Source organism: Nonomuraea sediminis (genome assembly GCF_018531495.1).
Classification (GTDB): domain Bacteria; phylum Actinomycetota; class Actinomycetes; order Streptosporangiales; family Streptosporangiaceae; genus Nonomuraea; species Nonomuraea sediminis.
In genome coordinates, this window is the sequence record NZ_JAHDTI010000007.1 from 287,835 (window position 1) to 302,739 (window position 14,905).

Consider the following 14,905-nt stretch of genomic DNA (forward strand, 5'->3'; position numbering starts at 1 on the left):
CCCCGCCATCCGCTGCCAATCGGCCTAGAAGGGGGATTCCTGGGCAGCGTGGATGGCTCCGACGGACTTGGGAGGACGAGGTGTCCGAGGCCGAAGCCACGGCGCGCCGCGCCGCCAACAGTAAGGCCATGGACCGGTTAGCACGGTTCGGGCTGATCTGTCGCGGCACGCTGTACGGGTTGATCGGGGTCCTGGCGGTCCAGATCACGCTGGGACACAGCGGGCGCGAGGCGGACAAGAGCGGAGCCATCAGAACGGTGTCCGACCTGCCGTTCGGCGCCGTGGTGCTGTGGGCGATGGCCGTGGGATTCGCGGCGCTGACGATCTGGCAGCTCTCGGAGGTGTTCTTCGGTTCCCGCAGGGCCAAGGACCGCGTCCAGGGCGTCAGCCGGGTCGTGGTGTACGCGTTCGTCTGCTTCTCGCTGCTGACGGTGCTGCTCGCGGGCCGGGCACGGTCGGACGACCGGCAGTCGCAAGACGTGACGGCCAAGCTGCTCGGCATACCTGGCGGGCAGTTCATCGTCGGCGCGATCGGGCTCGGCATCCTCGCGCTGGGCTTCTACTGGATCCGCCAGGGCGTCACGAAGGACTTCCGCAAGTACCTGGGCCCGATGCCGCCGCGCGCCAGGACGGTGATGGACAAGCTCGGCCTGGCGGGTTACGTGGTCCGCGGACTGGTCGCCGGGCTGGCGGGCGTCTTCGTCGTCGAGGCGGCGATCACCTTCGACCCGGGCAAGGCGGGCGGCATCGACCAGACGTTGCGGGCCTTCGCCCGCACCCCGGCAGGGCCCTGGCTGCTCGCGGTGGTGGCGATGGGCGTGGTCCTGTTCGCCTGCTACTGCTTCGGGGAGGCACGCTGGCGGCGCACATGAGACTCGACGACTGGTTCCTCACCGCCGAGGAGCGCGGCAACGACGCGACCCGGCTCGTGCCGTGGACGTGCGGCAATCTGGTACGGCCGCTCATCCACGGCGCCGCCTACTTCCGCGAGCTGCGCGAACGCATCGACGACCTCGGCAAGGACGACCTGCTGCTGTTCGCCGACTGGCGCGGAGACCCCGACGAGCGGCTCACCGACGACGGACCTGGCGTCGGCGAGGCGATGGCCCGGGCAGCGGGGCAAGGCGCCCTCGTCAGGGGCCTGATCTGGCGCTCGCACCTGGATTTCCTGCGCTTCAGCTCGGCGGAGAACCGCCACCTGGGCACCGGCCTCGAGGCCGCGGGCGGCCAGGCCCTGCTCGACACGCGGGTACGGCGCGGCGGCTCGCACCACCAGAAGTTCGTCGTCCTCCGCCACGACTCCGGTCCCGAGCGGGACGTGGCCTTCCTCGGCGGCATCGACCTGTGCCACAGCCGCCGCGACGACGCCGCGCACGCCGGCGACCCGCAGGTGGCGCCGATGCCCAAGGTGTACGGCGAGCGCCCGCCCTGGCACGACGCGCAGGTCGCGATCTCCGGGCCCGCGGTGGCCGAGGTGGAGAAGGTCTTCTGCGAACGGTGGGAGGATCCGGCGCCGGAGACCAGGCACCCGATCCACTGGCTGCGTGACCGGCTCGGGCACATGACCGACGTGCCGCCGCTGCCCGAGCCGGGCCCGCCACCGCCTGAGGTGGGGACGCACGCCGTACAGCTGCTGCGGACCTATCCGCACCTGCGGTGGGCCTACCCGTTCGCGCCGCAGGGGGAGCGGAGCGTGGCGCGGGCCTACCGCAAGGTGCTGTCGCGGGCGCGGTCACTGGTCTACCTGGAGGACCAGTACCTGTGGTCGACGGACGTGATCGAGCCGTTCGCCGAGGCGCTGCAACGCGAGCCCGAGCTGCGCATGATCATCGTCGTGCCGCGGTACCCGGACCAGGACGGGTGGCTGGCCGGTCCCGCGAGCCTGATCGGCCGGGCCGAGGCGCTGTCGCGGCTGATGCGCGCGGGTGACGGGCGGGTGGCGCTCTACGACCTGGAGAACCACGCGGGGATGCCCGTCTACGTGCACGCCAAGGTGTGCGTGGTCGACGACGTGTGGGCCGACGTGGGATCCGACAACGTCAACCTGCGCTCGTGGACGTTCGATTCCGAGCTGAGCTGCGCGGTCGTCGACGAGCGCGAGGATCCGCGCCCGCCGTACGGCGCCCGCGTCTACGCCAGGGACCTGCGGCTGGAGCTGGCGGCCGAGCACCTGGACCGCGGACCGGGCGAGCTGGACGACCTGTGCGACCCCGTCGCCGCGTTCGAGGCGTTCACCGAGTCGGCAGCGCGGTTGGAGGCCTGGCACAGGAACGGCTGCCGAGGAACTCGCCCGCCGGGGCGGCTCAGACCGCATCCGGCCCCACGGCTGGGCCGCTTCCGGCGGGCGCTGGCGATGCCGCTCTACCGCATGGTGGTCGATCCCGACGGCAGGCCGTCCTGGTTGCGGCGCTCGGGGGGTTTCTGAGGCCTGCCGTACAGGATCGTGGCGGTGATGGCCAGGCAGCAGGCGCCGAGCAGGAGACCCCAGCCGACGTCGGTGAGGAAGTGCATGCCGCGGTAGAGCCTGGAGAAGGCGACGATCAGCGGCGCGGCGACGCCGGGCACCCAGACGAGCACCTGGAGGGCGCGACTGCGCAGGTGGGAGGTCAGCACCAGCGCGACCCCGCAGTAGAAGCAGACCGCGGCGCTGACGTGTCCCGAGGGAAAGCTCGAGGTCGGCGGGGCGGGATCCAGGTGCGGGACCGGCGGGCGGTGACGGCCGATGGGCTCGGTGGTGGCCAGGAAGACCAGCGACTGGCTCCACACCGCCGTCACCAGGAAGATCGTCTCGAGCCAGCGATGGTAGACCAGGCGGAACACGATGCCGGTGATCGCGGTGAGCGCCACGATGTACGGCGTGTCGGACAGGCTGCTGCCGAGGTCGGTAAGCGTGTTCAGCAGCGGGGTGCGGCCGGCGGCCAGGCCGCGGCTGACGGCGTCCTCGCCGGTGGGCACGGCCAGGATCAGCTCGCCCACGCCGAACGTGACCCCGCCCAGCACGAGCAGCGGTAACAGGATCCTCAGCGCGTAGTACTTGACCATGATTCGGGCTCCAATCCTTCGCTGACGGGTGGTTCAGGCCTACGCCCCTGGTCGCGATGCCAGGTCTCGAACGCGGCCGCGGTGGCGGTGACCACCGCGGCGCCGAGCACGATCCCGCCGAGCACGTCGGACACCCAGTGCACGCCGAGCGCGACCCGCGTGTACCCGACCGACAGCACCAGCAGCCAGGCCACCGCCCAGGCGACCCGCCGTCCCCAGCGCGGCAGCGCGGGGAGCAGCAGCAGGACGATCACCCCCGCGCCGAGGGTGGCGTTGGCCGCGTGCCCGGAGGGGAAGGAGTCGCCGGGCGCCAGCGCGACGGGATCGGGCAGGACCGGCCTGGCCCTGGCCACGACGATCTTGAGGAGCAGGGCCAGCAGGCCGCCGACGGTGATCGTGGTGATCGCCCAGGCCGCCAGCCGAGGCGCGCCCCGGTACAGCGTCCAGGCGGCAAGCGCGATGACCGCGATGCGCCACGGCCACGGCCCGAACGCGTCGGTCCACACGGACAGGATCCGGACCCACGCCGGGTGCGTATGCGCGTAGGCGTGCAGCTCGAAAGCGACGCCGCGGTCCAGCGCGTTGACGGGCATCCGCGCCACCACCAGGAGCAGCGAGAAGGGGATCATGATGAGCGCCACCGCCAGCGCGGCCAGCGCGAGTCTGGGTCCCAGTCGCATTTCCGGCAGCTACCCGGTTCGAGGCCTATGAGTCTCGGGTAGTCGCGGTGGCGTGTCCACCACTGTGGCGGTGATCGCGCACCGCAAGAAGACGCTAGGGGCCGGGCTGGACCGGCTGCGGATGCTCATCAGCGAGCAGGACGTCGGCGACCTGGTCTGGTACGAGGTGCCCAAGAGCAGGAAGGCGCCCAAGAGGGTGCGCAAGGCGCTGGAACGGGGCGCCGAGCTGGTGTTCGTCTGGGGTGGCGACGGCATGGTGCAGCGCTGCGCCGACGCGCTGGCCGGCTCGGGCGTGCCGATGGCGGTGCTGCCCGCCGGGACCGCCAACCTGTTCGCCACCAACCTGGGCATCCCGATCGACCTGGAGGAGTCGGTACGGCTCGGCTTCCACGGCCGCCGTGCCGTACTGGATCTGGGCCGCGTGAACGGCGAGCACTTCGCGGTCATGGCGGGGGCGGGGTTCGAGGCCGAGATGGTCGCGGACGTGGACGGCGGCACCAAGGGACGCCTGGGCAAGCTGGGTTACGTGGCGGCGGCGGTGCGGCACGTCGGCGGCGCGCCCGTCCCGATGGAGGTCACGATCGACGGGACGCCCTGGTTCGACGGGCACGCCAGCTGCCTGCTGCTGGGCAACGTCGGCACGATCGCCGGCGGGGTGGAGGCCTTCGACGACGCGCGGCCCGACGACGGGTGGCTGGAGGTGGGCGTCTCCACCGCCTCCGGGCCGATCGAGTGGGCCAGGGTGCTCGGGCGGATGGCCACCGGCCGGTCCGAGGACTCGCCGCTGGTGCGCATCACGCGGGCCAGGCGAGTGTCGGCCAGGTTCGGCGCGCCGCTCACCTACGAGCTCGACGGCGGCGACCGCGGCACCACCGGCCGGATCAAGGCGCGGATCGTGCCGGGCGCGCTGACGGTTTGTGTTCCCGAGGCCTCCAGACGGTGATCACCCTCGGGTTTGGCGGGCGTAGGACGTGAGGCGGTCGGCGAGCGCGATGACGAGGTCGCGTAGTTCGTCGGGGCGCTCGATGACGAATGGCCGGTCGAGTGAGGCAAGTACGGCAGGCAACCAGTCGAGCCGTTCGGCCCGGATTTCGACGTGGTGCCAACGCTCGGTCGCTGGATCCTCCCCTGACTCCTCCACGCTCGCGATACCGGCGGGAAGGCGGGCGCGGATCTGCTCGACCGTCCCGTGGATCCGCAACGTCACCTCGTGCCGGTAGGACGCTGTGGCGAACCCTGACAGGACGCGCTCTGCCGGGTCCGGTCCGGCAGGCTTCTCGAAGGAGCCGGGCAGGGCCCTGGCGTCATGGATGCGGTCGAGGCGGAAGGTCCGGTTCTCGCCGACCCCGGGGTCCGCGCCGGTGATGTACCAGCGGTCCGAATGGCTGACGATCCCGTAGGGGTGCAGGGTGCGGTCGCTGCGCCGGCCGTCGCGATCGGTATACCTGATCGAGACGGGGCGGCGGTGGCGCACCGCGTCGGCGATGGTGAGCAAGGTCCCGGTGTCCGGGGTGATGGACTCGCCGGACGGCCTGGTGAAGGCGAGGGATTGCAGGACCGCGTCGAGCCTGCGGGCGAGACGTTCGGGCAGCACCCGCCGGATCTTGGCCGCTGCCGTCTCGCTCGCGGTGTCCGTCGCCAGCCCCGTGCGCCGTCCGGCGATCAGGCCGAGCAGTACGGCGAGCGCCTCGTCGTCGTTGAGCATGAGCGGCGGCAGCCGGTAGCCCCGGGCGAGGCGGTACCCGCCGTAGCGGCCGCGCACCGTCTCAACGGGCACGTCGAGATCGATCAGCTGGTCGACATACCGCCGCACGGTGCGGCCGTCGACGCCGATCCGGTCGGCGAGTTCGGCGATCGTCCGGGTGCCTCCTGACTGCAGCAGTTCCAGGAGCGTGAGCACGCGGCCGGTGGGGCGGGACACATTCACCACAATAGTGGACCGATTCTGTCCACTATCAGGTCTAACGTGCGAGGCGCTACCGAACCTAGGAGGAATGCCATGGACTTCATTTCGATCCGCATCATCACCGATGACGTCGCACGCCTGGTCGAGTTCTACGAGAGGGTCACCGGGGTGCGGGCGACCTGGTCCACCGAAGACTTCGCCGAGCTCAAGACCCCCAGCGCCACTCTGGCGATCGCCAGCACCCGAACTGTCCCGCTGTTCGCTCCGGGGTCGTCCCGCCCGGCCGACAACCACAGCGTGATCACCGAGTTCCTGGTCGACGACGTGGACCGCGTGTACCGGAACCTGACCGGCTTCATCACCGGCTTCGTCAACGAGCCCACCACGATGCCGTGGGGCAACCGGTCGTTGCTGTTCCGCGACCCCGACGGCAACCTCGTCAACTTCTTCACCCCGGTCACCCCGGCAGCCGTCGCCAAGTTCTCCCGATGACGGCAGGCGTAGGCGATCGGCGTGGCCTGGTCAACGAGTGCCGCCGAGCCGAGTGTGAACTTCAAGACCTGTGTTCACCAGCCGAGCTGGTCGCCGAGCCGCAACCGCAGCCACAGCACCAGCCGTTCGTCCGGGTTCGCGAGATCGAACCCGAAGATCTCCTCGGCGCGGGAAAGCCGGTACCGGATCGTGTTCGGGTGCACGGTCAGCTGGTGGGAGGCGGCCGCGATATCCCTGTTGGCGTTCAGGTAGGCGAGGATGGTGGAGGCGTAGGTGGTGCCGTGCTCGAGATCGTGGGCGCGCACCGCCGGCCCGAGCCTGCGGGGCAGCGCCTCGTGCGCGGCCAGTATCTGGGCCAGCGCGGACAGGGTCGCGCTGGCCCACACCTCGTCGATCGTGGCCACCTGGCACGGTTCCGGGTCACCCGGCCGGTCGGTGAGTGCGCGCAGGACGAGATCCGCGTCGGCGCGTGAGCTCGCGATCGAGCGCAGCCCCTGGACCGTCGAGCCGAGTCCGGCCTGGACGGGCACCCGCAGCGCGCCATGGGCTCGCCGGGCGATGTCGGCGACGAGTTCGCGGTGCGCGTTCGGCGAGGGCCCGCTCGGCAGCAGTGCGTAGACCGTGCCGTCGATCAGCGCGCAGCCGTGCCTGCCGTAGTGGGCCTCGCAATGCAGGCTCACCAAGTCGGCGAGCCGGGTGGCCGCGTGTGCCGCCAGAACATCGTCGGCACTGGTCGAGGCGACGGCGAACGCGGCCACCGCGACGGGCAGGTTCGGGTCCAGGCCGAGTTGCGGGGCCACCGCGGTGACACTGCTCGGGTCGGCGAGCAGCCGCCGCAACAGGTCGGCGCGCCTGCGCCGGACGGCGTCGTCCGCGGTACGGGCCGCCAGCAGGTGCAGCGAGACGATGTCCGCCACGTCGGAAAGGGCCTGTTCGGCAGCGAAGTCCAGGCCGTCCTCGGCATCGACGACCCAGATGGAACCCAGTTCCTCGCTTCCCGCGCGGACCGCGACACCGAGACGGGGAAGACCGCCGAGAACGGCCGGGAACCGGCAGGTGCGCCCCATTTGGACGAGCGCGCGGTACTGCTCGTCATAGTCCGGGCCGTCCGGCACCTGGAGGCCGAGGATGCCCTGGCGGCGGCCCTCATCGATGGCCTGGCCGGGCAAGGTCGAGTACGCGAGGATCCGCCGGTGCGGATCCTCGATCACCGTGGCGCCTCCTACCATCCCCGCGATCGCGTTGGCCAAGGCGAAAAGATCGCCGACGGCCGGGGCGCCCGCGGCCTGCGCGAAACGCACCGCGGAGGCGAGGGCGGAGGAGATCATGGCGTCCAGGTGGTGCCAGGCCACGGCCTCGTCGGCGGCGAGCACCACGATTCCGGACCGCTGCGCGGCTTCCACCAGCTCGGTGACCGGCTCGCCGAAGCTCTTCACCACCAGGCAGGCGTACCCGACCTCGGCCGCCGAGGCGAGGAGCTCCTTCGCCTGTGCTTCGGCCGTCCCTACGCCGACGGCGAGCAGGATCGCGTCCCTGACGGGGGGAAGCGGGGCTCGCCGCTCGAAGATGAGCACGCCTGAGACCGGTACCGGCCTTTCCGGCAGTACGGTCAACGGCCGCAGCAGCGAAGAGCCCAACGCGTCGAGGACTTGTCCGAGATCGGGCACTCCGGTGTCGAGCATCCTCACCTCTTTAGCCAGGCGTACAAGACATTCGCGGATTCTCTGGGACGGGCACCGAATTCACCCGGTCAGTACAGACGCGACGCTGTCAGCATGCACGTCCCAGCAAGCGTGCCGCGGGCAGCCCCTGCGACCGTACCGGCCGCGGCCCAGGCGAGCGCAACCGAAACGCCCCGTTACGCCGCACGGTGAAAGGAGACATCATGCGAGGTAGGACGAGTGTTGTCGCGGCCTTGGCGGTCGCGGCCTCTCTGGTGGTGACGCCTGCCGCGTCGGCCGCGACACCACAGTGTGACACCAAGCCCATCGAGACGGCGCTGAAGGCGCTGGCGAGGGTCGGCGCAGGGATTGTCGTGACGGTGAAGAGTCCGCGCTGCGGCGTCTGGAACGGCGGCGTCGGCCTCGCCGACCGCAGGACGGGCCGTAAGGTCGTCGGCAATGAGCACAGCCGTATCGGCAGCGATACCAAGACCTGGACAGCCACGATCGTGCTGCAGCTCGTCGGCGAAGGCAAGATCAACCTCGATGACACGGTCGATCACTACCTGCCCGGTCTCATCCGCACCAAGCACTACGACGGGCGCAAGATCACGATCCGGCAGCTTCTGCAGCACACCAGTGGCCTGCCCGACTACCTGGACGCGCCGTTCTGGGACAACGAGGAGGCGCACCGCTGGGATCACATCGAGCCCTTGCAGACGGTGGAGCAGGCGCTGACGCTTCCTCCGCCGGACAGGGCTCCGTCGGGCTTCGCCTACGCCAACACCAACTACAACCTGGCCGGACTGATCATCACGAAGGTCACAGGTCGCAGCATCAGCACCGAGATCGACCAGCGGATCATCAAGCCCCTCGGACTGCGTGAGACCTCCTGGCCCGGCGACCGGACCACGATCCCCAAGCCGGACCTGCGGGGCTACGTGAAGCAGGGCGGGACACTGGTGGACAAGACGGAATGGAACACCTCCGAGGCCGACGCGTCGGGTGAGCTGATCTCCACCGGTGCCGACGCGACCGCCTTCTGGACCGCGCTGTTGTCCGGGAAGCTGCTGGCCCCAGCCCAGCTCGCCGACATGAAACAGACCATTGTGGACGACCTTGGCGAGGACTACGGCCTGGGAGTCGAGGGCTATCGGTTCGCCCCAGGTCTCGTCGCCTGGGGACACAGCGGCAGCATGGCAAGCGGCCACAAGTTCAGGAACGCCGTCACCGACGACGGCCAGCGGGCCGTGACCCTGCTGATCGGGACGGAGACGTTCGACTCGGACAAGGTCAATTCCATCATCGGCGATCTCATCCGCGACCTCCGCTGACTGGAAGGTGATCGTGGGTCAGCGCCCGGTCGCGCCGTCGATCAGTTCGCGGAGGATGTCCGCGTGGCCGGCGTGGCGGCCGGTCTCCTCGATCATGTGGGTGAGCGCCCAGCGGATGCTGGGAGCGGGGCGGTCCAGCCGCGGCCGGGGGACCGGTGCGCCGAGGTCGGCGCACCCGTCGAGCACGTCGTTCGCGCGCTCGACCGCCTCGCGGTAGCGGGCGACGACGTCGGCCACGCTGTCCTCCGGTGCGGCCTGGAACGTCGCCGGCCAGTCGGTGACCTTGTCGCCGAGGAACGTCGAGCGTTCGACGAAGGTCAGGTGGTTGAGCAGGCCGAGCAGGTTCGTGCCCGACGGCACCGCGGCTGTGCGGACCTGCGGTTCGGGGGCACCGTCGACCTTCGCGGCGATCGAGGTCCGTAGGTAGTCGAGGAACCCGCGCAGGATCGCGATCTCGCTGCTTCCGGTCCGGGGCGGCGGGGTGTCGCCGTGGCGGGAGGCGGTGGGCATGGTGGTCTCCTTCGTGGGGAGCGGGTCAGGCGGTGCGGCGGATGAGCAGCACGTGGTCGGTGACCTCGGCGGTGCGCCCGCCCGGTCCGGTCGCGATCCTGCGGGGTGCGTCGGCCCGCTCGACCGTCCACGTCGCCGGGTCCAGATCGATACCCGCGGAGACCTCCCGCGGCGTCGGGTACCGGGCGTCGGGATCCTGGTTCCACGACCACGGCGCGGTCGAGCCGTGGTCGACGACCAGCAGCCGCCCGCCCGGGCGCAGCGCGTGCGCGGCCGAGCGCAGGACGGCTGCCCTGTCCAGGTCGAAGGGGGTGTGCAGGTAGTGGGCGCAGATCAGGTCGAACCCGCCCTGCGGGAAGGAGTCGCGCAGGTCATGCCGCTCGGCGATGACCCGGTCGCCCAGGCCGTGTGAGCGGGCAAGGCCGGCGAGCCGCTCGACCGCCACGGCCGAGATGTCGACGGCGGTGACGTGCCACCCCTGGCGGGCGAGCCACAGCGCGTCGCCGCCGTCGCCGCATCCGAGGTCCAGCGCGTCGCCGGGCGGCAGGCCCGTGACCGTCTCGGTAAGCCGGTCGTTCGGCGGAGGGGCGGTGGCCGCTGGTCGGGCGGCGTAGACGCCGTCCCAGAACGTGGTCGTATCGGCGGTGCTCATGCGCTCAGTCTTGCCACGAGCGGCCCGGTCTGGCACGGATTCTTGCGGTTCTGGCAAGCTGGGCTCGTGGACGGTGAAACGGAAGACGTGCTCGACGCGGTGGGGCCGCGGCTGCGTGCGCTGCGCCGCGAACGGGGGATCACCCTCGCCGACCTTGCGGCGACCATCGGGGTGTCGGAGAGCACGCTGTCCCGGCTGGAGAGCGGGCAGCGCCGGGCGACCCTGGAGTTGCTGCTGCCGCTGGCCCGTACCTACGACGTCCCGTTGGACGACCTCGTCGGTGCCCCGCGCATGGGCGACCCCCGGATCCACCTGAAGCCGATCCGGCGGTTCGGGATGGTCTTCGTTCCGCTGTCCCGGCGGCCGGGCGGTACGCACGCGTTCAAGATGATCATCCCCGCTCAGCCGAAACCGCTCGAACCGACCCTGCAGACTCACGAGGGCTTCGAGTGGCTGTACGTGCTCAGCGGACGCCTGCGGCTCATCCTCGGCGAGCGCGACCTGACGCTGCCGCCCGGCGAGGCAGCCGAGTTCGACACGTCCCTGCCGCACTGGCTGGGCAGCGCCGACGGCGGCGTGGTCGAACTTCTCATCCTGTTCGGTCTGCAAGGGATGCGCGCGCACGTACGCGCCGAACGCCCGTGACGCTGCCAGCCGTACTGCTTCATTGATCCAGTACGGCGAGAAACCCTGCCGCGCCGGCTCAACATGAAGGTCGCCGGATATGGTCTTGGGCTGCTGTCCGATCCCGGCAGGTTGCGGCTGTTGCTGGCCCTGCTCGAAGGGGAGCTCTGCGTCTGCGATCTCGCCGTGGTCAGCGGGTTGAGCGAGTCCGCGACCTCGCACGCGCTCCGGCTGCTGCGCGCTCACCGCGTCGTGTCCGTACGGCGGGCGGGCCGCATGGCGTACTACCGGCTCGACGACGCCCACGTCCGGATGCTGCTCGACCTGGCCGTGGCGCACACCGAGCACACGGAGGCCATCCACCCCGAGCGGGAGGCGTAGCCGCCTTATCCCCACGGTATGCCCCATCTTCTACGCTGCGTAGAAATTCGACGCGGTGAGGAGTTGCGGTGTCCCGAGAAGAACGTCGCGCCAAGATCGAGGCGGTCCGGGAGGAGGGCAGGCGGCAGGACACGCGGCGCAGGAACCTCCAGGTGTCGCTCGTGGTGGTCGGCGTGTTCGCGCTCGCGGCCGCGGCGTTCCTGGTGATCAGCCGGCCCGGGGACGCGAAGCGGCTCGCGGCGGGGGAGTCCCTGTTCGTCCGCAAGGACAGCCACAAGCTGCAGACCGCCGCTGACGGCAAGGTCACGCTGGTGGAGTTCCTGGACTTCGAGTGCGAAGCGTGCAAGGCCTACTTCCCGACGGTGGAGCAACTGCGGAAGCAGTACGCAGGCAAGGTCACCTTCGTGGCCCGCTACTTCCCGATCGCCGGCCACTTCAACGCCGAGCGGGCCGCCCGGGCGGTCGAGGCCGCGGCGCGGCAGGGCAAGTTCGAGCCGATGTACCAGCAGATGTACCAGACGCAGGGCCAGTGGGCCGAGAAGCGGGTGCCCGCCGATGCCTTCTTCCGCCAACTCGCCCAACGCCTGCGGCTGGACATGGCGGCCTGGGACAAGGCGTACGACGACCCCGCCACGCTGGCCCGGGTGAAGAAGGACGCGGCGGACGGCCAGGCACTGGGAGTGCAGGGCACGCCCACGTTCTTCCTCAACGGGAAGAAGCTCGAACCGCGTTCCTCCGACGAGTTCAAGGCGGCCATCGATGCGGCACTCGCCAAGTAGCTTTCCGCGGTTGTTGCCCCGCCTCCTGCTGATCGGCGGAGCGATCGGACTGCTCGCGGCCTTCGTCCTGACGGTCGAGAAGATCGCGCTGCTGAAGAACCCGGCCTACGTGCCCAGTTGCAGCATCAACCCGGTGCTCTCCTGCGGCTCCATCATGCGGACTCCGCAGGCCGAGCTGTTCGGCTTCCCCAACCCGCTGCTGGGCATCGCGGGCTTCGCCATCGTCACCGCCGTGGGCGCGGCACTGCTGGCCGGTGCCGGACCGCGCCGCTGGTTCTGGCTCGGGCTGCAGGCCGGAGTCACCGCCGGGGCGGTGTTCGTGCACTGGCTGATCTTCCAGAGCCTCTACGTCATCGGCGCGCTGTGCCCGTACTGCATGGTCGTGTGGGCGGTCACGATGCCGATCTTCTGGTACGTCACCCTGCACAACCTGCGCGGGAACGGCCTGGGCCGGAAGCTGGCCGACTATCACGCCGTCGCGCTGACCGTCTGGGTGCTGGCTCTGCTCGCCTTGATCGGCATCAGGTTCCAGGCGTACTGGAGCAGCCTGCTGGGGATCTAGCGTGGCTCGCCGTACTTGAAGACAGAGGTGTGAGCGGTACGGCGGCGCGGACGGCGTTGGCGATGACGAAGACCTCCGCGAGTTCGTGGATGAACACGACGGTGGCCAGGCCGAGCGCGCCGAGGGCGGCCAGCGGGATGAGCACGGTGATGATCGCCAGGGACAGTCCCACGTTCTGCAGCATGATGGTGCGGGCGCGGCGCGCCAGGTCGAGAGCCTGCGGCAGGTGGCGCAGGTCCTCGCCCATGAGCGCGACGTCGGCGGTCTCGATGGCGACGTCGGTGCCCATGGCGCCCATCGCGATGCCGACGTCGGCGGTGGCCAGGGCAGGAGCGTCGTTGATGCCGTCGCCGACCATGGCCACCGGCCGAGCGAGCGTGGTCACCAGGCGGGCCTTGTCCTCGGGACGGAGTTCGGCATGGACGTCGGCGATGCCCGCCTGGTGGGCCAGCGTCGCGGCGGTGGCGCCGTTGTCGCCGGTGAGCATCGCGACCGACACGCCGAGGCGGCGCAGGTTCTCCACGGTGGCGGCGGCCTCCGGGCGCAGTTCGTCGCGTACGGCAAGCGCGCCGAGCAGCTCGCCGTCGTGCTCGACGAGGACGACGGTGCAGCCGTCGTCCTGCATGCGCTTGACGTCGTCGGCCAGCGGGCCGGGGTCGAGGTGGCCGGGCCTGCCCAGCCGGGCGGGCCGCCCGTCGACGGTGCCTTCCAGGCCGTGTCCGGTGACGGCGACGACGTCCTGAGCGGGTTCCGCGTCAGGGGCGGCGGCGAGGACGGCGCGGGCGAGCGGATGCTCGCTGCGGGCCTCCAGCGCGGCGGCCACCCGGAGAAGCCTCGGATCGGCGGGGACCTGCTCGACCACGGCCGGGGTGTTTCGCGTGAGAGTGCCGGTCTTGTCCAAGGCGACCGCGCGGACCCGCCCCAGCTCCTCCAGCGCGGCGCCGCCCTTGATCAGGACGCCCTGCTTGCCGGCGGCGCCGATGGCGGCGACCACGGTCAGCGGCACGGAGATGGCCAGCGCACACGGGGAGGCGGCGACCAGGACGATCAGCGCGCGCTCGATCCACACGAGCGCATCGCCGAGCAGGCTGCCCACGAGCGCGACCAGCACAGCCGCGATCATGATGCCCGGCACCAGCGGCTTGGCGATGCGGTCGGCCAGCCGCTGGGAGGCGCCCTTGCGTTCCTGGGCTTCCTCGACGATGTGCACGATGCGCGCCAGGGAGCTGCCGGAGACGGGGACGGTGACCCGGACCTCGACGGCGCCACCGCCGTTGATCGCGCCCGCGTGCACCAGGTCGCCCGCAGCCGCTTCAACCGGGACGGACTCACCGGTGATCGCCGACAGATCCAACGAGGTACGGCCGGCCGTGATGATCCCGTCGGTGGCGGCACGCCTGCCCGGCTTGAGCAGCATCGTCTCGCCCACCCGCAGCTTCTCCGGGGCGACGGTGTCCTCGCGGCCGTCGCGTAACACGGTGACCTGTTCAGGAACGAGGTCGAGCAGGGCTCGCAGGCCGCGCCGGGTACGGGTGACGGCGTAGTCCTCCAAGCCTTCGGAGATGGAGAAGAGCACGGCCAGCATGGCGGCCTCGCCGTACGCCCGCAGAAGGAGGGCGCCGATGAGGGCGATCGTCATCAGCGTGCCGACGCCGATCTTCCGGCGCCACAGGGCACGCAGCGTGCCGGGGACGAACGTCCAGCCGCCGGCGAGCGCCCCGGCGATCTCCAGCACGTCGCCGGTGATGCCGCCGACCAGCCACCCGGCGCCGAGCAGGACCGCGGCCACTGCGGCGAAACGCAGGTTCGGGACCTGCCAGAGCTTCTCCTGCTCCTCGTGAATGGGGGCGGGGTCGTGGGCGCAGCAGGCGTCGCTCATCGCGCCGCACCCTCCATGACCGCGTTGAGGAGAGCTTGTCCGGTGCCGGTGAGCGTGTACATGACCATGCGGCCGTCGCGGCGGGAGCGGGCCAGGCCCGCCGTACGCAACAGCCGCACGTGGTGGGAGACCAGGTTCTGCGGCAGGCCCGTCACCCAGGCCAGGTCGCACACGCACAGCTCACCGCCGCGCAGCAGAGCGGCGGCGATCCGCAGCCGGGTGGGGTCGGCGACCGCCTTGGCCGTGGCGGCGGCCCGCTCAGTGACCTCCAGGTGCGGCAGGGATTCCCTGATCCCTTCGGCCAGCGGCAGATCCAGGCACAGCAGCTCGCAGGTCTCCTCACTCATAGCAACATACTAACGTTCGTTGAGATGTTCACAAGTCGTGATCGAAATGTTCCGGT

The 14,905-nt window shown here is 70.7% G+C and carries 17 protein-coding genes; 9 read left to right on the forward strand and 8 right to left on the reverse strand.

Features of this window, described 5'->3' with window-relative positions:
* The first annotated feature begins 80 nt into the window (after positions 1-80).
* Together KIK09_RS29820 and KIK09_RS29825 are read left to right on the forward strand one after the other, a co-directional pair.
* Complete coding sequence (locus tag KIK09_RS29820) at positions 81-872, forward strand: DUF1206 domain-containing protein (protein WP_308164361.1); 792 nt, start codon at positions 81-83, stop codon at positions 870-872.
* Positions 869-2,425: a phospholipase D family protein gene (locus KIK09_RS29825; RefSeq protein WP_214322713.1), complete on the forward strand. Its 1,557-nt coding sequence runs from the start codon at positions 869-871 to the stop codon at positions 2,423-2,425. The genes KIK09_RS29820 and KIK09_RS29825 overlap by 4 nt, the downstream gene beginning before the upstream one ends.
* Here KIK09_RS29825 and KIK09_RS29830 read toward each other — a convergent pair.
* Positions 2,362-3,042: a phosphatase PAP2 family protein gene (locus KIK09_RS29830; RefSeq protein WP_214322714.1), complete on the reverse strand. Its 681-nt coding sequence runs from the start codon at positions 3,040-3,042 to the stop codon at positions 2,362-2,364. The genes KIK09_RS29825 and KIK09_RS29830 overlap by 64 nt on opposite strands.
* Positions 3,021-3,722, reverse strand: coding sequence for a phosphatase PAP2 family protein (locus KIK09_RS29835; RefSeq protein ID WP_214322715.1), 702 nt, complete (start codon positions 3,720-3,722; stop codon positions 3,021-3,023). The genes KIK09_RS29830 and KIK09_RS29835 overlap by 22 nt, the downstream gene beginning before the upstream one ends.
* A gap of 52 nt (positions 3,723-3,774) precedes the next feature.
* On the opposite strand from KIK09_RS29835, the gene KIK09_RS29840 reads away from it, so the two are divergent.
* The gene (locus KIK09_RS29840; protein WP_214322716.1) at positions 3,775-4,665 is read left to right on the forward strand and encodes a diacylglycerol/lipid kinase family protein; all 891 of its coding nucleotides are present in this window, start codon (positions 3,775-3,777) and stop codon (positions 4,663-4,665) included.
* Here the strand turns inward: KIK09_RS29840 and KIK09_RS29845 are convergent, their stop codons facing one another.
* Entirely contained in the window at positions 4,666-5,643 is a 978-nt protein-coding gene (locus tag KIK09_RS29845; RefSeq protein ID WP_308164362.1) for a helix-turn-helix transcriptional regulator, read from the reverse strand. It abuts the gene before it with no gap.
* A 78-nt stretch (positions 5,644-5,721) separates the two neighbouring features.
* On the opposite strand from KIK09_RS29845, the gene KIK09_RS29850 reads away from it, so the two are divergent.
* Complete coding sequence (locus KIK09_RS29850) at positions 5,722-6,120, forward strand: VOC family protein (protein WP_214322717.1); 399 nt, start codon at positions 5,722-5,724, stop codon at positions 6,118-6,120.
* Between the two features lie 74 nt (positions 6,121-6,194).
* Here KIK09_RS29850 and KIK09_RS29855 read toward each other — a convergent pair whose 3' ends face one another.
* Positions 6,195-7,802, reverse strand: a complete 1,608-nt coding sequence (locus tag KIK09_RS29855; RefSeq protein WP_214322718.1) for a PucR family transcriptional regulator — start codon at positions 7,800-7,802, stop codon at positions 6,195-6,197.
* A 233-nt stretch (positions 7,803-8,035) separates the two neighbouring features.
* Here KIK09_RS29855 and KIK09_RS29860 point away from each other — a divergent pair, with 233 nt between their 5' ends.
* Positions 8,036-9,115 (forward strand): serine hydrolase domain-containing protein, encoded by a 1,080-nt coding sequence (locus KIK09_RS29860; RefSeq protein ID WP_214322719.1) that lies wholly within the window; start codon positions 8,036-8,038, stop codon positions 9,113-9,115.
* 18 nt (positions 9,116-9,133) lie between these two features.
* Here the strand turns inward: KIK09_RS29860 and KIK09_RS29865 are convergent, their stop codons facing one another.
* A complete protein-coding gene (locus KIK09_RS29865; RefSeq protein ID WP_214322720.1) occupies positions 9,134-9,625 on the reverse strand; it encodes a DinB family protein in 492 nt (163 codons plus the stop codon).
* 25 nt (positions 9,626-9,650) lie between these two features.
* Entirely contained in the window at positions 9,651-10,277 is a 627-nt protein-coding gene (locus KIK09_RS29870; protein ID WP_214322721.1) for a class I SAM-dependent methyltransferase, read from the reverse strand.
* A gap of 66 nt (positions 10,278-10,343) precedes the next feature.
* Between KIK09_RS29870 and KIK09_RS29875 the strand changes: the two genes are divergently transcribed.
* The 4 genes from KIK09_RS29875 to KIK09_RS29890 all read left to right on the forward strand — a co-directional run bounded on the left by KIK09_RS29875 (position 10,344) and on the right by KIK09_RS29890 (position 12,623).
* Positions 10,344-10,922: a helix-turn-helix domain-containing protein gene (locus tag KIK09_RS29875; RefSeq protein ID WP_214322722.1), complete on the forward strand. Its 579-nt coding sequence runs from the start codon at positions 10,344-10,346 to the stop codon at positions 10,920-10,922.
* 63 nt (positions 10,923-10,985) lie between these two features.
* Positions 10,986-11,282, forward strand: a complete 297-nt coding sequence (locus tag KIK09_RS29880; RefSeq protein ID WP_214322723.1) for an ArsR/SmtB family transcription factor — start codon at positions 10,986-10,988, stop codon at positions 11,280-11,282.
* A gap of 68 nt (positions 11,283-11,350) precedes the next feature.
* Positions 11,351-12,061, forward strand: coding sequence for a DsbA family protein (locus KIK09_RS58050; RefSeq protein ID WP_214322724.1), 711 nt, complete (start codon positions 11,351-11,353; stop codon positions 12,059-12,061).
* Positions 12,042-12,623, forward strand: coding sequence for a vitamin K epoxide reductase family protein (locus KIK09_RS29890; RefSeq protein WP_214322725.1), 582 nt, complete (start codon positions 12,042-12,044; stop codon positions 12,621-12,623). The genes KIK09_RS58050 and KIK09_RS29890 overlap by 20 nt, the downstream gene beginning before the upstream one ends.
* Here KIK09_RS29890 and KIK09_RS29895 read toward each other — a convergent pair.
* Both KIK09_RS29895 and KIK09_RS29900 read right to left on the reverse strand, forming a co-directional pair.
* The gene (locus KIK09_RS29895) at positions 12,583-14,502 is read right to left on the reverse strand and encodes a heavy metal translocating P-type ATPase (RefSeq protein ID WP_214322726.1); all 1,920 of its coding nucleotides are present in this window, start codon (positions 14,500-14,502) and stop codon (positions 12,583-12,585) included. The two genes, KIK09_RS29890 and KIK09_RS29895, sit on opposite strands and share 41 nt — an antisense overlap.
* Complete coding sequence (locus tag KIK09_RS29900) at positions 14,499-14,849, reverse strand: ArsR/SmtB family transcription factor (RefSeq protein WP_214322727.1); 351 nt, start codon at positions 14,847-14,849, stop codon at positions 14,499-14,501. Before KIK09_RS29900 ends, KIK09_RS29895 begins: the two co-directional genes overlap by 4 nt.
* Positions 14,850-14,905: the final 56 nt, after the last annotated feature.